General features: G+C 56.1%; 18 protein-coding genes and 4 pseudogenes. 14 read left to right on the top strand and 8 right to left on the bottom strand.

The features are described from left to right. Nucleotides 1-76: 76 nt before the first annotated feature. From RSAL33209_RS00645 to RSAL33209_RS15720, 5 genes and pseudogenes are all read right to left on the bottom strand, one after another. A complete protein-coding gene (locus RSAL33209_RS00645; RefSeq protein WP_012243616.1) occupies nucleotides 77-889 on the bottom strand; it encodes a LytR C-terminal domain-containing protein in 813 nt (270 codons plus the stop codon). Further along, a complete protein-coding gene (locus RSAL33209_RS00640; protein ID WP_012243615.1) occupies nucleotides 882-1,181 on the bottom strand; it encodes a type II toxin-antitoxin system VapB family antitoxin in 300 nt (99 codons plus the stop codon). Before RSAL33209_RS00640 ends, RSAL33209_RS00645 begins: the two co-directional genes overlap by 8 nt. Before the next feature lie 81 nt (nucleotides 1,182-1,262). Beyond that, nucleotides 1,263-1,749 (bottom strand): annotated as a pseudogene (locus tag RSAL33209_RS00635) (glutathione peroxidase). Between the two features lie 95 nt (nucleotides 1,750-1,844). Beyond that, entirely contained in the window at nucleotides 1,845-2,765 is a 921-nt protein-coding gene (locus RSAL33209_RS00630; protein WP_012243613.1) for an ROK family protein, read from the bottom strand. Between the two features lie 9 nt (nucleotides 2,766-2,774). Then, the gene (locus RSAL33209_RS15720) at nucleotides 2,775-3,005 is read right to left on the bottom strand and encodes a hypothetical protein (protein WP_049758739.1); all 231 of its coding nucleotides are present in this window, start codon (nucleotides 3,003-3,005) and stop codon (nucleotides 2,775-2,777) included. An 85-nt stretch (nucleotides 3,006-3,090) separates the two neighbouring features. Between RSAL33209_RS15720 and RSAL33209_RS18380 the strand changes: the two are divergent. The 5 genes and pseudogenes from RSAL33209_RS18380 to RSAL33209_RS00610 form a co-directional block, all read left to right on the top strand. Further along, nucleotides 3,091-4,209 (top strand): annotated as a pseudogene (locus RSAL33209_RS18380) (glycoside hydrolase family 36 N-terminal domain-containing protein); the annotation flags it as partial. Continuing rightward, a complete protein-coding gene (locus RSAL33209_RS18375) occupies nucleotides 4,184-5,269 on the top strand; it encodes an alpha-galactosidase (protein WP_325050081.1) in 1,086 nt (361 codons plus the stop codon). The pseudogene RSAL33209_RS18380 and the gene RSAL33209_RS18375, both read left to right, overlap by 26 nt. A 13-nt stretch (nucleotides 5,270-5,282) precedes the next feature. Further along, a complete protein-coding gene (locus RSAL33209_RS00620) occupies nucleotides 5,283-7,040 on the top strand; it encodes a glycoside hydrolase family 13 protein (RefSeq protein ID WP_012243611.1) in 1,758 nt (585 codons plus the stop codon). A gap of 96 nt (nucleotides 7,041-7,136) precedes the next feature. Beyond that, nucleotides 7,137-7,619 carry a YdgH/BhsA/McbA family protein gene (locus RSAL33209_RS00615; protein WP_041684249.1) on the top strand — a complete coding sequence of 161 codons (483 nt, stop codon included), beginning with the start codon at nucleotides 7,137-7,139 and terminating at the stop codon, nucleotides 7,617-7,619. Nucleotides 7,620-7,621: 2 nt separating this feature from the next. Continuing rightward, the gene (locus RSAL33209_RS00610; protein WP_012243609.1) at nucleotides 7,622-8,677 is read left to right on the top strand and encodes an oxygenase MpaB family protein; all 1,056 of its coding nucleotides are present in this window, start codon (nucleotides 7,622-7,624) and stop codon (nucleotides 8,675-8,677) included. On the opposite strand, the gene RSAL33209_RS00605 is transcribed toward RSAL33209_RS00610, so the two are convergent. After that, nucleotides 8,604-8,873, bottom strand: a complete 270-nt coding sequence (locus RSAL33209_RS00605) for a hypothetical protein (RefSeq protein ID WP_041684248.1) — start codon at nucleotides 8,871-8,873, stop codon at nucleotides 8,604-8,606. The two genes, RSAL33209_RS00610 and RSAL33209_RS00605, sit on opposite strands and share 74 nt — an antisense overlap. Next, the gene (locus RSAL33209_RS15715; RefSeq protein ID WP_012243608.1) at nucleotides 8,866-9,372 is read right to left on the bottom strand and encodes a matrixin family metalloprotease; all 507 of its coding nucleotides are present in this window, start codon (nucleotides 9,370-9,372) and stop codon (nucleotides 8,866-8,868) included. Before RSAL33209_RS15715 ends, RSAL33209_RS00605 begins: the two co-directional genes overlap by 8 nt. Before the next feature lie 104 nt (nucleotides 9,373-9,476). Here RSAL33209_RS15715 and RSAL33209_RS00595 point away from each other — a divergent pair, with 104 nt between their 5' ends. From RSAL33209_RS00595 to RSAL33209_RS19080, 7 genes are all read left to right on the top strand, one after another. Continuing rightward, the gene (locus RSAL33209_RS00595) at nucleotides 9,477-10,073 is read left to right on the top strand and encodes a flavodoxin family protein (protein WP_012243607.1); all 597 of its coding nucleotides are present in this window, start codon (nucleotides 9,477-9,479) and stop codon (nucleotides 10,071-10,073) included. A gap of 239 nt (nucleotides 10,074-10,312) precedes the next feature. Next, nucleotides 10,313-10,693, top strand: coding sequence for an MFS transporter (locus RSAL33209_RS15710; protein WP_012243606.1), 381 nt, complete (start codon nucleotides 10,313-10,315; stop codon nucleotides 10,691-10,693). Then, nucleotides 10,674-11,081: a hypothetical protein gene (locus tag RSAL33209_RS15705; protein ID WP_049758737.1), complete on the top strand. Its 408-nt coding sequence runs from the start codon at nucleotides 10,674-10,676 to the stop codon at nucleotides 11,079-11,081. Before RSAL33209_RS15710 ends, RSAL33209_RS15705 begins: the two co-directional genes overlap by 20 nt. A 28-nt stretch (nucleotides 11,082-11,109) precedes the next feature. Then, nucleotides 11,110-11,301, top strand: a complete 192-nt coding sequence (locus RSAL33209_RS15700; protein ID WP_012243604.1) for a hypothetical protein — start codon at nucleotides 11,110-11,112, stop codon at nucleotides 11,299-11,301. Nucleotides 11,302-12,044: 743 nt separating this feature from the next. After that, nucleotides 12,045-13,766, top strand: coding sequence for a non-ribosomal peptide synthetase (locus tag RSAL33209_RS00585; protein WP_080503725.1), 1,722 nt, complete (start codon nucleotides 12,045-12,047; stop codon nucleotides 13,764-13,766). Between the two features lie 47 nt (nucleotides 13,767-13,813). Next, the gene (locus tag RSAL33209_RS00580) at nucleotides 13,814-16,369 is read left to right on the top strand and encodes a non-ribosomal peptide synthetase (protein ID WP_012243602.1); all 2,556 of its coding nucleotides are present in this window, start codon (nucleotides 13,814-13,816) and stop codon (nucleotides 16,367-16,369) included. Next, a complete protein-coding gene (locus tag RSAL33209_RS19080) occupies nucleotides 16,288-16,983 on the top strand; it encodes a condensation domain-containing protein (RefSeq protein ID WP_041684247.1) in 696 nt (231 codons plus the stop codon). The genes RSAL33209_RS00580 and RSAL33209_RS19080 overlap by 82 nt, the downstream gene beginning before the upstream one ends. A 45-nt stretch (nucleotides 16,984-17,028) precedes the next feature. Here the strand turns inward: RSAL33209_RS19080 and RSAL33209_RS00570 are convergent. Then, a pseudogene (locus RSAL33209_RS00570) lies at nucleotides 17,029-18,294 on the bottom strand (IS3 family transposase). Between the two features lie 76 nt (nucleotides 18,295-18,370). Here RSAL33209_RS00570 and tnpA point away from each other — a divergent pair. Beyond that, nucleotides 18,371-18,803, top strand: a pseudogene (tnpA, locus tag RSAL33209_RS00560) (IS200/IS605 family transposase). 548 nt (nucleotides 18,804-19,351) lie between these two features. Continuing rightward, nucleotides 19,352-21,028, top strand: coding sequence for an IPT/TIG domain-containing protein (locus RSAL33209_RS00555; RefSeq protein WP_012243595.1), 1,677 nt, complete (start codon nucleotides 19,352-19,354; stop codon nucleotides 21,026-21,028). Nucleotides 21,029-21,400 lie beyond the last annotated feature (372 nt).

Genomic DNA, 21,400 nt, shown 5'->3' with positions numbered 1-21,400 from the left:
TTCGTGACGCGAAAAAACAAAACTTCTTTTTAAATCTTTTTTCGGAGGGTCCGGCAGCAGTGTTTGGGCCTAAGGGTCAGCCTTTGGCCGCACCAGCGGCGCTTTTGCAGACGATCTTCCCGGCAGTTTTATCTACTTTGTCAGCCGCCATTGGACCTTGGTAGCCGCCAAGCAGGTAGACGTCCACGGTTGCATCGGCCCGATCATCCTTTCGGTATTCCAAGCCAGGCAGGTTTCGCTGCAGGTTGAAAGCTGCAGCTTGACCCATGAGGCCAGAAACAATGACGCCTGGGCTCGAAGACTTCATCTCTTTATCTCCGATGGTGCCAACCTGATAACCGCGCGCCTTTAACTCGGTTGCTAGACCGCCAGCTAGTCCAGCCCGCGAGGTTGCGTTAAATACACTGACTGAAATACCGATGTTGTCCTGACAATCAAAGGTATCTGCGGGGCAAGTTGGGTCCGCCGGCGCACTACTGCTGGTCGATGGAGCAGCTTGCGGAAACTTCACTACTCCGTTTAACACCAAAAACGCCAAGGCCAGTGCCACCACAACAATGACACCAAGGATCGACAGGATCACTCGGTGAGTTAGTCGATGCCGCCACCGAATTTTCTCGGGCGTCTGCTCCTCGAAAACCTCGTCAAGCGCCTCGCCATCGACCACGTGATGGCCGTGATAGGCCTCCCCGCGTGCCTCGGCCTCATCCCGGCGCAATTGCTCTTCAGCTTTAGCTGCGCGTCGCTCTTCAAGTTCCTTGAGCTTCGCTTGGCGCGCACGCTCGCGTTTGAGTTCGCTGGGCGACAGAGGCGGCTTTGGCGGCACGGCTGGCTGCGATTCGCCGCCTTGCTCACCGGCGCTTGTCCCGGCGTCAGTTGGCTCAGTCATCGAGGATCAGCACGCGGGCGTGCAAGACCGTTCGCTGGTGAAGTGCGGTTCGCACCGCACGGTGCAGGCCGTCTTCCAAGTAGAGAACGCCTTTGAACTGAACGACGTGCGGAAACAGGTCACCGAAGAACGTCGAATCTTCGGCCAGAAGCGCTTCCAGATCTAGCGTGCCCTTAGTGGTGATGAGCTCATCGAGACGAACTTGTCGTGGCGGAACTACGGCCCAGTCCTTAGGCGTGTTGTATCCGTGTTCAGGGTAGGGCTTGGAATCGCCCACAGCTTTAAAGATCACGAGACCAGCCTAAAGAAATTATTCCATTTTGCGCCTTTATTAACGCTGCGCAGGCCAGGTTGTAGCCAAATGGTTACGTACTTAGGCAAGCTGTTTTTCGATCGCCGCAACTACTTCGGCAGAATCCGGCTCTACCGTGGGCGCAAACCGAGCGACGATCTCGCCGTCGTTATTAACCAGGAATTTTTCGAAATTCCATTTGATCAGTCCGGGCAGAATCCCATTTTTGAACTTGGTCAGTTCAGCATAAAGCGGGTGCTGATTTTTGCCCCGGACATCAGCCTTGGCAGTCAGGTCGAAGGTTACGCCGAAAGTTTTTGTTGCAAAAATCGGCGATGTCTTCGTCGGTGCCGGGTTCTTGACCCGCAAATTGATTGCACGGCACGCCCAAAATTTCGAAGCCCTGATCTTTGTACTTCTCATAGAGCGCCTCGAGCCCGGCATACTGCGGCGTAAATCCGCACTGCGATGCAACGTTGACCACCAGCACGGTTTTGCCTTTGTAACGAGAAAAATCGCTTGGCGTCCCATCGTTCAGGGTCAAGGGAATGTCATAAAGCTTGCTCATGATGGCACCTTTGCTCGCGGATCTTTGTCACTACGCAGAACGCATTCGCTGCCGAAGGGTATTCCGGCTTGGACCAATCTTGACACACTCATCCGTCAACGCGAGATGACGCCTAAAAGCGTCCGTTCGATGGCGACGGCGGCAGCCCCACGCGCCCATTCGGCAAAGTCGCTGCTGGCCAAGTTGTCCGGCGTTGGCACAAAATCTAGCTCTGCCGCTTCCGGGTCTCGTCGTTCTGCGGCAGCGGCCCGAACAGTTGGTTCAACGGCCAGAAACAAGCCGATGCCTTCCCCCGAGAGCACAATGGTTTTCACCCCGGTCAAATTCGCAACAGCGGCCGCGAGAATACCCAATGCACGGCCCGCTTGAGTGATTAGCTGGCCCAATTGCCGGTGCCCATCCGCTGCACGTCGCAAAACATCGGCGTAGTCCAAGGGCTCGCCATAGGCCTGGGCCGCTAATGTGCAAATGCTTTCGATGGTCAGAAAGGCCCGGGCACAGCCACGATGTCCTGCAGCACACTGCGGGCCGCCTGGATCAATCGGGAAATGACCAATAAGGCCTAAGCCCCAATCTGCTGATTCGATCAGTCGGTCATTCAGCACCAGTCCGTAGCCCACACCGGCACCAATGGTGAGCACCGCGAAGTTTTCTGTTCGCCGTCCTGCACCAAACCACTGCTGGGCCACGGTGAGGGCTTGTACATCGTTCTCCAGAGCTACCGGGCGGTGCAAATGGTCTTGCACTTTGGCAGCTAGCTGAACATTTCGCCAACCCAAAAATGGCGCGCGCAGCACCGTAACTCCGTCGGCCACGCTGCCGCCTAGCGAGATTCCTACCCCGTTGACTTGAATTCCGGTTTGGACCTCCATCGCCTCAACCACCGCACAGACCTGGCGGTCGCGCAGTTTTACTCGCTGGGAAATCACTGGTTCAGCACGCAAATCCGTGATGACCGCGAAGATTTCTGACCCAGTAATCTTCAGGCCAGCGAAGTGTCCAGCATCCGCTCGCACATCGAGTAATCAGAGTGGACGGCCTACATGTCCGTCGCTTATCAGCTCGCCCTCCACTAAGAGCGTTTGCCGCAAAAGCGGTGCACCCAACCTAGTCAAACTAGCTGCCGAAAGGTTTAGCCGCGAGACCAGATCCGCGCGCGTTGTGGGTCCGTGCACCAAGATGGCCCGGAGTAATTCGCGCGCCGCCGGCGGTACCTGCACTACGGATTTTGCGGCGGAGTCAGACTGCTGAGGCATGCTCAAGTGTAAGCACCCGTGATCCACCGAGCGATTCGCGATGTGACCTTTGACACTCTAATTATTTTTGCTGTAAAACTAATCCATGAGTCTTAGCTACTCCGTGCCATTAGGAGCTCAATTCGCCCAATTTCACCGAGGTGGAACTAGCGTCGTCGTGGAATGCGCGGACGCCCGAATGCCACGCATTATCTACTGGGGTGCCGCCATTGATCAGAATGGACCGCTAGCTACCGCGGAGCTGGCAGCACTGTCTTTGGCTGGTGCGCCGCAACGCGTCTCCGGCGGCATCGATCTACCGGCCAGACTGAGCTTGCTCCCGCAGGAATCTGAGGGCTCGCAACACTTACCTGGGCTGCAGGGGCACCGGGCAGGGCGCGCCGCCTTCCCTGATTTTCGCGTGCAGAAATTCGACGTCGGCAAGAACCACGTCGCAATTCAGGCAGTTGATTCTGACGCCGAGCTACTGCTAGACGTCGAACTGGAGTTGACAGCTTCTGGTCTGCTCCGTCAACGACTCAGCGTGCAAAACACCGGCGAATCCCGCTACGAAGTCATCGCGCTTAACTCAACGTTTCCCTTCCCTGCGAACGCTACCGAAATCTTGGATACCACCGGGCGGCATCTCAAAGAGCGCAGCCCACAACGCCGCTCACTCACGGTCGGTGCTCATGTTCGTGAAGGACGCCGCGGACGCACCGGGGCTGATGGCCCACTGCTACTAGCCGCCGGCACTTCAGGTTTTGGCTTCAACCGCGGCACTGTGCACGCGGTGCATTTGGCCTGGAGCGGAAACTATCGACTGAGTGCAGAGCGAACCGTGGAAGCGGACAACTTCTTCAGCGCCGCCGAATTGCTGCTGCCGGGGGAAATGACTCTGGCAGCGGGCGAAAGCTATCAGACGCCCTGGGCCGTCGGTGCGTGGGGAGCTGGACTCGATGACCTTGCCGCCCGCTTCCATCAAGATCTACGCGCACGTCCGCAACACCCCAAAGCACCGCGTCCGGTCACACTCAACAGCTGGGAAGCGGTCTACTTCGATCACGATCTTGAGCGGCTCAAGGAAATTGTTGCCGCTGCCACTTCAGTAGGCATTGAGCGTTTTGTGCTCGACGACGGCTGGTTCGGCTCCCGCCGCGATGACACCTCAGGTTTAGGTGACTGGCAGGTCTCCACCGATGTCTGGCCCACCGGCCTCGGTCCGCTCGTGGAAGCTGTTCGCGCCGCCGAGATGCAATTTGGTCTGTGGTTTGAGCCAGAATATGGTCAATCTCGACAGCGATCTGGCTCGAAATCATCCGGAATGGATTCTGCATCCCACCGCAGGCGGCCAGGCTCGTTGGCCGGTGGCTGCCCGCAATCAACAGGTTGTGAACTTAGACGCGGAGGCTTGGCAATACCTTTTCGACGCGATCAGCGCCGTCGTCGCCAAGCATTCGATCGATTATTTGAAATGGGATCATAATCGTGATCTTTTAGAACCGGTAGACCCGCTGACCGGGGTAGCCGCCGTGCATGAGAGCACGCTGGGTGCCTCTCGGCTGATGGCAGCTTTAAAGCACGCGCACCCTGGTCTAGAAATCGAATCCTGCGCCTCAGGTGGTGCCAGAGTTGATCTGGGCGTGTTGGAGCACACTGATCGGATCTGGACGAGCGATTGCATTGACCCCATCGAACGCTTGGATAATCAGGCCTACACCGGACTTGTAGTGCCTTACGAGATGCTGGGCGCCCACATCGGCGGGCCACAGTCACATTCCACGCACCGAACTCACTCCTTAGACTTCCGCGCAAGTTCGGCATTATTCGGTCATTTGGGCGTGGAATGGGACATCTCGAAAGAATCCACCGCTGAACGGGACGAAGTGAAGCATTGGATCGCGGTGCATAAGGCGCACCGTGAATTGTTCCATACAGGACGCAGTGTGCACGCTGACCTGCCGGATGCTTCAATAGATCTGCGCGGAGTCGTTGCGCAGAACCGCAGCAAAGCCGTGTTTGTTCTCAGCCAGCGCAGTGCACCCGTTACGTATCCCGCGGGACCGGTCACTTTCCCGGGGCTAGACCCTGCCGTGAGCTACGCCGTCGAACTCCTCACGCCCATCACTGAACACAATTCGCCGGGCCGCTCACCGCTGCCCTGGGCAGCTGCCACTCCAGGTCTACGTTTGAGCGGTGCAGCTTTAGCCAACCTTGGTTTGCAGATGCCGGTGCTCTTCCCAGAAAGCGCCGTAGTTATCCGGTTCACCCAGACCCACGCATGAGAGGATCCATTGCATGAATCTTGATTCCGCTACACCCGCCCCCAGCACGCCAACCCCTGGCGCAGACTGGTGGCGGCAAGCCGTTGTTTATCAGGTCTACCCACGCAGCTTTGCCGATCAGAATGCTGACGGACTGGGCGATATTCCGGGCGTAACGTCGCGCGTGCCCTACCTGTCCGCCTTGGGCGTCGATGCAATTTGGCTCAGCCCGTTCTACCCCTCGGCGCTTGCCGACGGCGGTTACGACGTGGATGACTATCGCAACGTCGATCCACGGCTGGGTTCGCTAGCGGACTTCGACGCGATGGTTACCGCAGCGCACGGTGCCGGAATCAAAATCGTGGTGGACATTGTGCCCAACCACTCCTCGAATCGGCATGTTTGGTTCCAGCAGGCGTTGCGTTCAGCGCCTGGGTCTGCGGAACGAGCGCGCTACCACTTCTATGACGGGCTGGGGCCGAACGGCGACCAACCGCCGTCGAACTGGGAATCGCACTTCGGCGGCGGTGCCTGGACCCGAGTCACGGCAGAAATGGCTAACGGCGAAGCCGTGGTCGACGCCAATGGCCGAGGTCAATGGTATCTGCACCTTTTTGCGCCAGAACAGCCGGACTGGAACTGGGCGAACCCGGAAATTCGCGCAGACTTTCTGCAGACTTTGCGATTCTGGTCGGATCGCGGCGTGGACGGCTTCCGGGTTGACGTAGCGCACGCCATGACGAAAGACATGTCGCTACCGTTGCGCGCAAAATTAGGCTTTTCGCCGGCGGTTGCCGATGGCACGGATCCGCTTTACGACCGCAACGAAGTACACGAGGTTTTTGAATCCTGGCGGTCAGTATTCAATGAATACGATACACCTCGAACGGCAGTGGCTGAAGCCTGGGTGCCGTTCCCAGAACGACAAGCACTCTACGCGCGTCCCACCGAACTAGGCCAGGCATTCAATTTCGACCTACTCAAGGCCGATTTCGAAGCCAGCGAATTCCGCCAGATCATCAGCAAATGCCTAGCTGAAGCGGCCGCGACCGGTTCTTCGTCAACCTGGGTCTTCTCCAATCACGATGTGATCCGGCATGCCTCGCGCTACGGGCTACCCGCTGGTATGACCGATGCAGATCAGGATGCTTGGTTGTTATCTGGCGGCTTGTCACCCGCGCTAGACGCCGAGCGTGGAGCCCGGCGAGCGCGCGCAGCAACGCTCTTAATGCTCGCATTACCTGGTTCCGCTTACCTGTATCAAGGCGAAGAACTGGGTTTGTTCGAGGTGGCAGATCTACCGTTGAGCGCTTTGCAAGACCCGGTCTGGGAAGGCACCGCCCATCAACGCAAAGGCCGTGATGGTTGCCGAGTCCCGCTGCCCTGGACGGCTTCTGGCTCCTCCTACGGCTTTGGTCCCGATGCTGCCGAGGGCGGCTCCGCGCCCTGGTTGCCTCAGCCGTCTTGGTTCGCGTCGTTTGCGGCTTCAGCGCAAGATGGCGTCGCGGACTCCTCGCTGTCGCTGTATCGCGCAGCGCTGGCCGCTCGGCGTGCCTTGCAAACTGCGGAGACGCTCGAGTGGGTTAGCTCGGAATCGACGGAGTTGATCGAGTTCGTGCGGCCAAACGGTTGGCGGTCGTTGGCTAACTTTGGCGATACTGAGCTGCCGATTCGCGCCGGCTTGGCGGGCGCCGTCGTCGTACTTTGTTCCGGGCCAGGGCTGGCTCCAGATTCCGTGCTGGCCTCAGATTCGGTGATTCCGGCTGAAACTACCTTTTGGTTGCACAGTTAACGCCGAAATTGCCACCGATATTGGACGGAGCCGGCGAAATTTCGCCGGCTCCGTCCAATATCGAGGGCAGTCACCTTCATGTGATTGCATGGGGTAATGAAGATCATCCGCAGCATTGTGCCTTTGACCGCTTTGCTGTTGCTGGCTAGCGGCTGCAGTGTGCAGAATGCTGATCCAAAGCCAAGTGACCCGGCCAGCGATGCCGCCGTCGTCGTGCGTGAATACTACGAGGCGGTCTTAGCTGGGAACTGGAATGGCGTCTGCGCACTGGCTTTGCCTGCCGAGCGCAATGCTCTAGGCAGCTACTGCGAAGGGTTCATCGCCGATTTGTACCGCGACAAAACGAACTTCTTCCGGGACGCCAAAATTGACCCAAGCAAGGCGACGCCCGCTAATAACCCCTCCCGAAAATTCACCATGCCCGATGACGGGATAGTCACTGTCCAGGTGGAACAAGGGTTTATCTTTGGCGCCGAGGCATTGCGTTTTCCGGACGGCGTGGACCCGGTCCGAGTTGGCCTCGAAGTGGTCAAAATTGACGGTCGCTGGTTCTGGATCTCCGGAAACTCAACGAGCTGACCATGGCTAATCCGCTGCGTCGTTGGCAGGCCGAGTTGAAGAGCACCTTCACCGGCCAGGAAGAGTCACGGCCGGAATGGGTGGAGCGCCTTGCCGACGGCGACGACGCGGGCTACTTCACGGCGTCGTCAACCGTTTGGTCAGTTCATTCGTCGATGATTACCATCGTTGCCGGCGTGCGCGCGTTACTAATGCAGGCACTGCACCCTGGCGCGCTGGCTGGCGTCTGGGACCACTCGCGCTTCCGCGAAGATCCCCTGGGTCGACTAGCCGGGACCATCCGGTGGATCTTCAGCGTCAGCTACGGATCAACCGCTACCGCCCAGGGCGCCTCCAATTGGGTCCTACGCCTTCATCAAACTGTGCGCGGCGATTTTGTTGACGGGCATGGTGTTAGCCGCCGCTATTCAGCCGCCGACCCTGAGCTACTGCGCTGGGTGCACATCGCCTTCATGGACGCCTTCTTGACCGCAAATCAGCGCTATGGTCGACGCGTCAACGGCGACACCTATGTGCGCGAGTGGGCCCAAGCCGGACAGCTGATGGGCGTTGCCGATGCCCCGCTAACCGAGGCGCAGATGCGCGCGGAACTGGGTCAATGGTTCGACGACGGCGATCTTCGCGCTGATGATCTAGTAGCCGAGGTGGTGGCGTTCATTCGCAACCCGCCGCTACCGCCGTCACAACGTGGTGGGTATCGGGTAATTTTCGCCGCTGCGGTGGACTCGTTGGACCCTGAAGTATCGGCAGCTACTCGGCCTGCAACGGTCAAGATTTCCCTGGCTAACTCGTTGGAGCGTCAAAACAGTGCTCGGCATTGTTCATCTGGGGCTGGGCAAAGTGGGACCCAGCCAACAAGCTGCGTTGCGGAGGATTGCGCGGCTTCAGCAAGAACCGTGAACCGACAGCAAAATGCCCCGATATTGGACGGAGCCGCTGAAATTTTGGCGGCTCCGTCCAATATCGGGGCAGGATTTGAAATAATTAGTGCTGTTCGCCTGTGGTCAGGTCCTGAGTCTGAACGATCAAGCCACGCAATGAGCCCGTCACGCCCTTGACGTTCGAGGAAGCCAATGCAGATACGGCACCGTTAGCCTCGATGTTGAAGCGGCCATCAGCTCCGCCGATGACAAAGAACTTACCCGGAGCATACTGGTGCAGGAAGTAGATGCCAGTCTGCCCTTCCGTCAGCAACGGGTCCCGATCGTCTTCAAGCTTTACCCCGTTGACAAGGCCACCGGTCTGGTTAACCATGGCCGTTCCGGTGATGCTGCCACCTTTGAGCCAGGTCTTGACGTTGAGCACGTGATCGGTGAAAGGGATTCAATCTTTCACTGAGGAACTCTTCGAGCCGATGCTGGCCAACACGACGGCGTCGGCACCTTGGTGCAAGCTCTTCAGGTCCTTTGAAGCTTTGCGCCTGCGATAAGTGCATCACGGCCGGCTTTTGGCTATCTGCACCGACGCCATTGGAACCATAAATAGCCTGCACGCCATCAACATCATCCTGTTGCGGTGTGAAAACGCCACAGTTCGTCCGGTCCGGTGTGGTCGGGTTCATCAACACGCAGGTGCTGCTGTGCGCCAGGCCCAGCGTGTGGCCCACCTCGTGCGCTGCGACGCCTTCGCGCTTATCGGCGCTGTACCCGGAGGTGTAAGCAGCGTTAAGTCGAGCACTAACATTGATCATTAAGTCGCCGGAATTGTTCCAGTTAGTGATGCCATCCCAGCTGACGCTGGAATCGTTAGACACGTTCCGGCCAGGCTTGATTCTTAGCGCGGTTGTCGCTGCGGCAGCGCTAATAGTTGCGGCGGCACCGCGACGGAAAAAGTACTCTTACCCGAAGGGAACAAGCATTGAGCACTCGACACTTTGTCTTTATTGAAGGAAGTTCCCGCACAGACGGCAATACCGCCGCGCTGGCGCGCAGAGCACAGCAGAACCTGCCCGCCGGCGCGACCTCGGAATGGATCAATTTGGCAGACTTCCCGCTGCCAGACTTCCAAGACAGCCGCAGCCCCGAAGATCCACCGCCCATTTTCCCCGATGGCAACGAGGGCGCCCTGCTAGCAGCAACCTTACGAGCAACCGATTTGGTAATCGTCTCGCCCCTGTATTGGTACAGCGTCTCGGCACCGATCAAGCGCTATTTGGACTTTTGGTCCAACTGGCTCAAGATCCCCGGCTTGAAGTTCCGGCGCGCCATGACCGGGCGCGCATTCTGGGCAATCACCGTTGGCAGCGACGCAGATCAGGCTAAGGCCGACGGCTTGGTCGCTTCGCTCAGACTGGGCGCCGAATATATGAACATGAACTGGGCTGGCTTGCTCTACGGATCTGGCGACTATCCCGGCGACATCGAAAAAGACCTTGAGACGGTGAAGTGCGCAGAGTACTTCCTCACACTGTCACCCAACTTCGCAACAGAACAGGACCCAATCCCCGCAGCATAATGGCACCAGGTGGCCGCGAGATCAGTGCAGGCAAGTACTGATCTCGCAGCCACATCTCTTTTGCCCGGGAAATGAATGTTACCTATTGCACGTCAAGTTCTTTTGCCTTCAAAGATTAGCTAAGGCTACGCTTCTTTAGGTAAGCCTTAGCTAATCTTTGAAGGAGTAGCCGTGTCCCCCATGACCAATAACGACGTGCTATTGGTCACCGGTGCGGCCCGCGGCATTGGCCGATCGTTTTGACCGCAAAAAAACTCATCATGTCCTCGCGAGCCTTAGGCGCGCTGGCCTTTGCCCTGTTGGCGCTAAACGCTTTTTCTGCTGACCAACAGCTCTGGGCGATCTATGCGCTGGGTGCATTTGATGCCTTTGTTGGCTCACTCGCAGTAACCGCGTTAATGGCGGTAACCCCCACGCTGGTGCCGCGGGACAAACTCGCGGCTGCCGGTGCCTTGAATATGCTCACGGTTCGCTTAGGCACCATGGTCTCGCCCGCCGTGGGCGGAGTAGTTATTGCCGCCTGGGGAGTTGGCTGGAACTATTCTGTTGGCCGCCTTGGGTACTTGCCTCACTCTGACACTGCTTTCCGGGCTACCATCCTTGCCCTCTCCCGGCGGTAACGCGGGTTCGAATCCGCTGCGCACGGCGTGGCAGGGTGCGGTTTTCGTCTACCAACACCGGGTGATCAGAGCCGTCGTGGTAATCGGCACGCTCGAAACGATAGCCACGGGAGTCCGCGTTATGCTGCCTGCGGTGGCGGTTGTAGTTCTAGGCGGTGGACCGACAGAAACCGGGCTGCTGTTCTCTGCAATTCCAATCGGTGCCGTCATAGCCTCGCTGTTGAGCGGCTGGCTAGCTGGCCTACGACGTCCGGGCACTGCGCTCATCGGTTTTGCGCTGATGCGCGATCTAGTCTCTATGTTTGGTGTTCCTAGCCGTCTTTGGCCTACTCAACTCCTGGTCCGGCATTCTGCAGTATGCCCTGGTGCAAGCCAATACGCCCGATGAATTGCTAGGTCGGGTCAACGCACTGTGGATGGCCCAAGAAACCACCGGCGATTCGGCTGGCTCACTTGTGCTCGGCGCACTGGGCCGCATTCTGGCACCGTCGGCGGCGGTGCTCGCTTTCGCCGCGGGTGGCGCCGTCGTCGTGTTGGGGACCTTAGTTGGCTGCCGTTCACTCCGACGCGCGGAATCACCAAATGCCGCCGTTTCTACGCTGGCCTAGGAAATTATCCCCAATAGTCAGCGGTATATATTGACGCCAGTTGATTTGGTTTTATGGTCAATCGAAGCCGTGATTACGATCATCTTGCCTTGAAATACCTAGCAGCCTGCAGCTAGCAGCCTCAAAGGCTAAATGCTGAACATCTTGATCATTTCTTGAACTCGACTCACGTTTTGAGTGCAAGTTTTGCGCGAGTAACGGTTGGCTAAGCGAGATTAACACTAAAAGTCCCGGCGATTAACCATGCCTAAAATGAATATTAATTCAGATAATCGGCAAAAAAATTCGCCTTACTTCCGCCGTAAGACTCACAGAGATTTAGCAGGATTGCAAGATTTTGACTATTTAACAGCCTGGCGTTTATAGTCCAACCCCGGCGCAGACCCCGGGCTCAGCTGGACTCCCTCGCAGCCAGTAGCTACGGGGCTAACGGGTCTGCGGCTTAGTCTTCTGAAAACGCCATAAACAATACTCGATCATTCAGATTGCTCCCATCAATCGACCCGTTTCAAATAAATGATTCATAGTCCGTAAATTGTCACTCGGGTCGATCTGAACCATCAGTGTACTGAATAGCCCCGGATTATAACCGGGTGAGCCACATCAGTAAACCACAATAATGTAGTTTCAAAAGTTCCAGAACGACCACTTTATAAACTATGAATTTCATGTATTCTTCAAACCTATGAGCTCCTCGGAATTTGATCCCACCCTGACCAAATTGTTTAAAACTTTCCACCGAAATTCACAGTGAACTTCCAGCTATCTTTGATGAAATTCGGACAATAACCTATTCGGAACTCGATGCCGAGTCTGACAAGGCCGCAAGCCTGCTTCAAAATGCCGGCGTAATTGCCGGAGATCGAGTAGGAATTTACCTGCCACGGTCAATCGAACTGTGCATTGCGATACTTGGCGCGCTCAAGGTCGGTGCAGCATATGTTGCACCGGACACGAGGTACCCGCAGAGTCGCCGGGACCTGATGTTGCAGACGAGTGGTGCTCGGATTGTCCTCACCTCGCCCAGCTCAACGGAACGACTCCAGAGCGTTGAGGCACAACTTATTGACATTGAAAAACGAGCTCAGTTCGACGGCGGCTTTCAGGCGCTTGCCGAGCCGCAAAGGGACAGTGCCGCCAGCGTACTCTTCACCTCCGGCTCCTCCGGCACACCCAAGGCGATTGTCTTGGAGCATCAGAACTTGGTCTCCTTCGCCACCAATCAAGGAATGCCCCAGCTCAGCACGAGCGACCAGGTGGGTCAGGTTTCGAGCATTTCCTTTGACGCGTTCCATTTTGAATTCTGGTCCTCCCTGCTTGCTGGAGCCCAAGTAATCATCCTGCCGCCCGTTCCGGAACTTTTGGCAGCGGACTTCCGTCGCCAAATGGTGAAGTTTGGTATCACTGCAATGTTGGTTCCGACCATGGTGGTCAACCATGTTGTTCGCGCCGACAGTGAAGCCTTCTCGTCATTGCGGATACTTGGCGTGGGCGGTGACGTACTGCTGCCTTCAGCAGCTAAAGCACTGCTTGACAGCCGGTTCGACGGCGAACTGATCAACTTCTTCGGACCCGCCGAAATCACCACCGCCTGCACCGCACACCGAGTCACGAAGGAAGACGCCGACGCCGACTCGGTGCCGATTGGGCTACCGCTGACGGGCGTGACGATCCGAATTGTTGACGAGAATCTGCGCGACGTCGCAGAAGGGGAACCCGGCGAACTTCTTGTGGCCGGGCCGGGGGTAGCCAAAGGTGATCAAGATCGACCAGACCTCACCGCTGAGCGCTTCATCATGATTGACCAAGAAGCCGGGCAGCCACTACGGATGTATCGCACTGGCGACTTAGCTCGCCGTCGCCCCGACAACGTCTTGGTCTTCATGGGACGGGCCGACAATCAGGTCAAAATTCGCGGTTACCGAGTCGAGCACGGCGAGATTGAACGCGCGCTGTGTCGCTACGAAGAAGTTCACGACGCAGTAGTCATTGCTGACGGTGAAGGAAACGATCGCAGGCTAGTTGCGTTTGTGGTCCTGGAAGGTGATATTTCAGTCAAGGAGCTGCGCCAACGTGCAGAACTCCATCTGCCAGACTTCATGGTTCCCAGCCAATTCATCGTTCAAGATCACATGCCAGCCACCGCCCACGGAAAACGGGACGTTGCAGCCTTACGCGAAATTCTTGCGCAGGAACGTAAACCAGAAGCGTCACAGTATGAGCCGACGACCGAAACCGAACGGTATTTGACTGAGCTATGGGCGGAACTGTTGAACGTCGAGGGAATTGGTTGCGATGAGGACTTCTTCGCACTTGGCGGGCATTCGCTGCTGGCTTTTCGCATGCACCGCCGAGTCACCCGCGATCTAGCCTGCCGAGTGAGTTTTGCCGACTTACTCGCAAGCAGCGTCCTGCGCGATCAAGCCCAAGTTATTGATTCGATGCTGGTTTCGGGGCAATCCTAATGCCGCGAGCCCAGCGCCAGTTCAAAATCCTCTGAGGTCACAACAGTATGTCTCTGCCGATCCCACCTGCCCTGTCCAATCCCTACATTTACGGCGAACTCATTGAAAAAATCGTCGCTCATCACGCCCATAAACGTCCAGAGGCAATCGCACTCCAGCAAGGCAACCGTACGCTGAGCTACCAGCAGCTCACTGCAGAATCAGACAAGATTGCCGCCGCTCTTGCGCACCTGGGCCTCAAACCTCATGGTCGTGTTGCCGTGCGTATGCCGCGCTCGCGCGATTTGGTGGTCATGTTGCTTGGCGTGCTTCGGGCTGGCGCGGCCTACGCTGCTACCGATGAAAGTTGGCCGACCGGCAGGGTTCTCGATGTGCTCGCTGGCACGGAAACAGATCTCTTGATCTCAACAAAAAGAGGCGAACTCGAGTCCGCCGCCTCAGCCAGTGGGATGGCTGTAGTCACGTTCGATGAGCTGCAAAAGATTAGCTCCGTTCCGCCAGCAGCATTAACCGACGGCTCTTGCGCTGCCAGCATTTTTTATACCTCCGGCTCCACCGGCAAGCCGAAAGGTGTTCTTTCACCGCATCGAGGCACCATCCGAACCGTAGTCGATTCGCCCACCTTGGACCTCGATTCACGTAGCGTCTTTTTGCAGGCAGCACCGCTACCTTGGGACGCGCTTTCGCTTGAATTGTGGGCACCTTTGCTCAATGGTGGACGCTGCGTTTTGATGGATCAGAGCTCAGCGGCTCTGGACAGCGATCAGCTAGAGCGCGCAATTGCGCGAGGAGTGAATAGCCTCTGGCGGACGAGCTCTCTGTTTAGCCTCTTTGCTGAGGAGCGCCCCGAGTTATTTGCCGGGCTCAAATTGCTGATTGTTGGCGGTGAGCGAGTATCAGTTGCCAGCGTGAGTGGCGTGATGGCGCAATACCCCGAGCTAAAAATTGTCAACGGATACGGCCCGGCCGAAGCTACGATCTTCGTCAGCACACACGTAATTCGCGCGGTAGATGTTGCTGATTCCAGTACCGAAATTCCCATTGGCACGCCGTTACCGCACACGCCGATCTTGTTCTTGGATGCAGAAGGTCATCCCCGCGACGCGGATGAAGGAGAACTAGCCGTTGGCGGCGACGGGCTGGCGCTTGGCTACGCTGGCCAGCCGGAGGAGACTGAGCGCGCCTTCTTCAGCCATCGCGGAATACCTTACTACCGCACTGGGGATCGAGTGGCCAGAGATCCGCACGGCATCTTGTCCTACCGCGGCCGCATTGACGATCAGATTAAGATTCGTGGCATCCGAATTGACGTTGGTGAAATAGAAGCGGTCCTAGAAAGCCACCCCGAGATTGTTAAAGTCTGCGCTCTGACCATCAGCAGAGAGAATCAGCGGCCGGTGCTTGCTGTGGCCTATTCCAGTAGCGCCGGGTCTCAACACACCGAATCCGAGCTAAGAAAATTTGCCTCCCACCGACTACTACCGGCCATGCTGCCAACGGTCTTCCACCAGCTGACCTCGCTGCCGCTCAATGCCAATGGAAAAACCGATCGGAAAAAAGTTCGAACCCTGCTCGAAGCACACGATGCTAAGCCTCGCACGGCTGCTAGCCCGTCCGAACCCCTGGACGAAAGCGATCCGTTGCTCGCCGAGATTCGAGAAATCGTTGGCCTGCCCAATCTCTCCGCTGAGCACAATCTGGTGCTTGCCGGGGCAAACTCTTTGGACATCATCCGATTAGCGGCAAGGGTTGGTAAGCACTTCAATACCCCCCTCAGTGCGGGTGATGTTTATCGACTGGGCAGTCTTCGCCAGCTGCGCGCCCATTGCCACACGGTGTCCGCTCAACAACGTCCGGCGCTATCGATTCCGCTAATTGCCGACGATTCCGAACAAAACATTGCGCCGCTTTCGCACGCTCAGCAAAGGTTCTGGCTGGCCGAGATGCAAGAACCCGGTTCCGCGGACAACATGTTGGTGCTTGCCTACCTTCTTGAGGGCCCGCTGGAGGTGACCACTCTGGTTGACTCGCTCCGAAAAGTGATCGATCGTCACCCCGGGCTGCGAACTCGCTACCCTTTTGGCGAGGAATCTGCGGTCCAGGAGGTGCAAACCTCCGAAGAGGCAAAGCTAGAAATCCAGCTCAGTGCGTTGCCCGCGGGAGCTGGGCATCTTTCGGTTGAAGATGCGGCAGCACAAATCAGCCAAGATCTCTGGGATCGTCCTTTTGATCTAGAGGACGAAGCCCCCCTCCGCTTCAGAATTTGCCAGCTTTCTGCGCAGAAACATCTCCTTTTCCTGCAGGCGCACCATATTGCTTTCGACGGATGGTGTGAACAGATTTTTCTCGACGATTTACAAGAAGTCTTCACCGGCGAGCAGCCGAATCAGCAGGCACTCGCAGCCAGCAACAATTTCACGATGGCCAACTATGGTGAGTGGGAGGCCGGGCAAAAGGAAACCTTGGCCAGCTACGATTTGCCACATTGGCAACATGCTTTGAAGAACGCCGTCGCACCTTTTTGCCCGCTCCGGCAACTCGCGCTGAGGCCTGCCGAGAAGAGGCCATTGCTGAGATTAGTCCGGAACTCACGGCAGAGTTAGCCGCAACCGCTGCCAAAAACGGTAGTCCGTTACTGCCGCTAATAGTGGCCGGCTCCGCGATCGTGCTAGCTGGCATTTTCGATGTGGAAGAACTGTGCCTAGGCTCCGTGACCGCAGGTCGTTTCGACCCGGCTCTGAACGAGGTGATTGGCTACTTCGTCAATCCCTTTGCGATTCGTCTTTCGGCAAATTCAGCACTTGAACAGGTGTTGTCCCAGGCTATTGAGCAGGTAGCTTCCGCGCTAACGCACGCTCAGATGCCCTTTGACGCGCTGGTCCGAGAGCTTTCGCCACCGCGGACCAGACACCCTTGGTTCCAAGCTTTCGTGGTGCTTCAAAAGGAGCCATATCGGGGCCGGCTCAATGACTTAATCACCGTCCAAGCGATTCGAATCCGGCCGCCCAAAACCTCTACCGAGCTCACGATAGAAGCGATCCCAACGGCCGCCGGCGGGATGCAATGCATCGTTTCCTGGCGATCAGATGGGATTCAACTCGCGGTAGGCGAACAGATCGCAGCGGAACTACTCAGAGCTCTTTCTCGCATCGCGACAGTCAACGCTGGGCTGCTCGTTTCCGCTGCCCAGTCTCCGCAGGAAAGGCCAGCATCGTGATCACGGACAAAGAACTGAACCGCTCCGGTGTGTCCGGAGGGTTTCTCAGACGATGAGCCTGTCGGCGGCTGCCGTGCTCTGGTAGTGATTGTAGTAGTGGTTTTCTAGCTCTACTGGTGGGATGTCTCCGCAGTACTGGTAGAGCCTTCGGTGGTTGTACCAATCGGCCCATTCAGCGGTGCCGATTTCGACTTCTTCTAGAGTCCGCCAGGGCTTGCCGGGTTTGATCAGCTCGGTCTTATAAAGCCCGTTGATGGTTTCCGCCAAGACGTTGTCGTAACTATCACCCACAGAACCGATCGAGGGGCGGATACCGGCCTGGGCCAGGCGTTCGGTGAAGGCCAAGGAGGCGTATTGAGCCCCGGCATCGTGATGATGAATCACCCCGGAAATCTCAGCCCCGGCCCGTTCACGACTCCAGATTGCCTGATTAACTGCGTTGAGCACTAGCACGGTGTTCATAGAAGCACTCGCTGACCAGCCCAGGATCCTCCGAGAGTAAGCATCGATCACGAAGGCAACATAGACCCACCCGGACCAGGTCGAAACATAGGTGAAATCATCTACCCATAGCCGATCCGGTGCCGTTGGTGTGAAATCACGGCGGACCAAGTCCTTCGCTCGGGCCGCCTTCGAGTCTTTGATCGTGGTGCGTTTGACCTTGCCACGGACCGCACCCTGTATGCCAAGTAACCCCATGAGCCGTTCTACCGTGCACCTGGCCACCGGCACACCTTCACGGTTCATCGCCAACCAGACTTTCCTGGTGCCGTAAACCCCGTAATTAGCGGCATACACCTTCTGGATCACGGGCTTGAGCACCTCATCACGTTGTTCTCGGTGAGATCGTGTTTTATCCACCCATTCGTAGTACGTGGACGGGGTGGTCTTCACCCCGTCCCAGTAAGCACCTGGCAGATCGACTCGACACCCCACCGCAATCCATTATTCTCGCGGTGACCGGCATGGTCCTTGATGTATTTCACGATCAGTGTTGTGGCGGTCGAGTTCGACCGCGACAAAAGCTGAAGCACTCCGAAGGATCGCGTTCGCCCGTTTCAGCTCAGCGTTCTCACGCCGTAACCGTTTCAGCTCGGCCGATTCCGTGCTCGTTGTTCCAGTTCTAGTACCAACATCGATCTCGGCTTGCCGGACCCATTTACGCACCGTTTCCGGCACACCCACACCCAAAAGCTGGGCAACTTTTTGCATCGCCGCCCACTCCGAAGATGCACCCTCCATCTCCGCCACCATGCGCACCGTATGATCCTTCAACTCCTGCGGATACCGTGTCGTAGTTTTCCCTGCCATGTCCTGATCCTCTCAAACAAGAAAGTCTCCGGACACGCCGGGGCGATTCAGACACCACTGACAATATTATTGGGCTATGACACCGCGCTGGGAACAAGACCCTAATATTCGACATGGTAGACACGTCGTACATAACCTTCACGCACATTTGGTGTTCGTCACCAAATACCGTCGCGGAGTCCTCAACAACGACATGCTCACCCGGTGCGAAGAAATCATGGATGACATCTGCAAAGACTTCGAAGCTGAACTGACTGAGTTTAATGGCGAAGAAGACCATGTGCACCTGCTGGTGCACTACCCACCGAAAGTCGCGCTCTCCAAAACTTGTTAACTCACTCAAAGGAGTCTCGGCAAGATACCTGCGACAAGAATTCACTGGCCGCACCAACCGCACCCACATGCGAGGACACTTCTGGTCGCCGTCCTGCTTCGCCGCATCCTGCGGCGAAGCACCCCTAAACATCGTGAAAAAATACATCGAAAACCAACAACGACCAACGGGCTAACCCCGCCCTAAACGACAGGGCTTGCGCCCTATTAAAACGGGTCACCAACACATCTCACAAGTTTATCAAGATCTGGTGGCCCTGTAGGCCAACGGCAACGTCGCATGCTAGTTCTGCAGATTGCCGCTCTGCTGGTCTTTATGCTATAGATTCACGGAATTCACGCTCCCTGCAGCTGTGTTCTCTGGGTTCCAGAGAAATGTTCGACATTTGCTCTCCTTTAACTCTTTTACTCGTTGGTTGGTTCGTTTCTGAGGGACGGGCCGCCTTAGGCCATATCCCAATTTTTTGTTTGTATCGTTCAGGTGCGCTTCATACTCGCGTGAGGCTGAGTTGGACAGGAATACCTGGACGGCCGCCTAACCTTGATCAGAAACTTGCCCATCCCCGGACGAGCCGAGCCGTTGCGGCTTTTGGCAACGGGACGGCTTGCTTGAGTTTGTACGTCTCCGCTCGTTGCAGAGCAGCAGTGAAAACCATGCCGGAACGCGGGTCCGTTGAACGAGCGGAGATGGCTTTCGCTGGTGCGCTGTGGTAAAATAAAAGCTATGAAAATAAAAAAAATTTTAGCGCTGACTGCAGTCACTGCAGTCACTTTTTTTGGGGTGGCTCCTCTTGCGCAAGCTTCGCAAGGTGAAGGGAATTCTTCCACTTCAACAGTACAAGGCTTCAGCAGTGTTAACATTTTTCAACAGGGTGGTTATTCTGCTTTCTTTCACGAGTTAAGGCCTGACGGGACCTCCAGCGCCGCAGGAGGACCAGTTGCAGCTGGTGGCTCTTATAGTTCTGGTGATTTAGGTAAAAAGGGCTTCGAAGACGGAGATCTTGTTGTTCCCGTAGTAAACGCGGTTTTTGGAAATGAGCAAAAAGGAAGCTCCTTTGTTTATAACAAAGATGGTCCTGCCAAGGAACTGAAAGTCTGGGGGACGACTCTAAACGTAGGTTTCGGGTGTAACGATAATGCGCCATCCCCAATGGGATGTGGCCCGGCAAATAAACCTGTTGCATCCGGACTTCAGCCTCCGGCGGGTCCTCTTGGCGGCGGTACTGTGGTGAAGGTGGATGGCAGCAACCTATTCGGCGCATCGCAAGTCTCCTTTGGAGACAAACCGGGAACGGACATTGCCGTCGCTCAGGATGGTAACTCGTTGACTGTAAAAACACCAGCAGTAGATGCCGCTGGCCCGGTAAAGGTTACAGTCACTAACCCCGGTGGGGAGACGGTAACGTACGAGAGTTTCCACTACTTCGGAAGCGCCCCGACAGCAGCAACTCTCGAGCCTAAGACTGGGCCTCGTGACGGCGGTACTGTGGTGAAGGTGAATGGCGGCAACCTATTCGACGTATCGAGAGTTACCTTCGGAGACAACGAGGCAACGGAAATTCACATCGCGCAGGATGGCAACTCGTTGACTGTAAAAACACCAGCAGTAGATGCCGCTGGCCCGGTAGAGGTTAAAGTCTCTACACCTAACGGTTCCGCAACAGCAACTGACAAATTTGAATACGTGGGTAGTGACCAACACCCAGATATCCATGCACCAGATGGAGCAACTCCGGTTACTGGTAAATGGTGGTCTGGCGACAACAACACGTATGGTGGATGGTTCAAGGACGGCCAATGGGTACTGCAAAAGCCAAATGCTGGTTCCGTTTCAGTTGCTTTTGGTAATCCCGGTGATACTCCTGTCACAGGTGACTGGGATGGTAAAGGTCGATTTGGTATTGGCGTTGAGAGAGGCGGCCAATGGTATCTATCGAATGCTGGAACTTCTATTGGTAAAGTAACAGCGATCGTTGCTTTTGGTAATCCCGGTGATACTCCTGTCACAGGTGACTGGGATGGTAAAGGTAAAACATCGATTGGTGTGACACGGTCTACTGCTAATGGATTAGAGTGGTATATTACATCAGATCTAACCACTGCCAATCCGCCTGTTTCCTATCATTTCATATTCGGAAATTCTACTGATGCCCCAATTACTGGGAACTGGATCGGGACTGCAAAAACCCAGGTTGGGTTACATCGTGAGAATAGTATTTTGATTAGTTACGATGCCCAGACTGTTGCCTCAACCCATGTCTTTGGTAATGCTGGGGATGTTGCGGTAACTGGTCAGTGGAATGGTGAGGGTAAGACGAGTTTCGGTGTTTTTGAGCACTCCTCCGGAGCTTGGAAACTATCTAATGACCTTAGCGGAAAAATAGATATTACCTTTAACTAAGGTTTATTAAATCCTTAAATGAAAAAAGCCCATCCAGTGGATGGGCTTTTTTCATTTAAGGATTTAATAAACCTTAGTTAAAGGTTGTTGGCTTTTTAGGTAACAGGTGTTGATTCAGGTAAGACGGCAACGCCGGATGCATTCTGTAAGAAGTCTAGAAACTAGTCTTCATGGCGGCTTGGCGACTATTAAAGAAAGCCACAAACCGTCTGCTGGGCCTGCGCAGGCTGGAAAACTGTTGGAGAATTCACTGGAGGATCGGTTTTGAGGTCTGCGATGTGTTTTCCATCAAACGTGGGCCAAGCCCCCAGAACACCATTTACCAGTAACCGGAGTTGCTCCATCTGGTGCATGGATATCTGGGTGTTGGTC

It is taken from the genome of Renibacterium salmoninarum ATCC 33209 (assembly GCF_000018885.1).
Lineage (GTDB): Bacteria > Actinomycetota > Actinomycetes > Actinomycetales > Micrococcaceae > Renibacterium > Renibacterium salmoninarum.
This window is presented reverse-complemented; position numbering and strand designations above follow the sequence as displayed.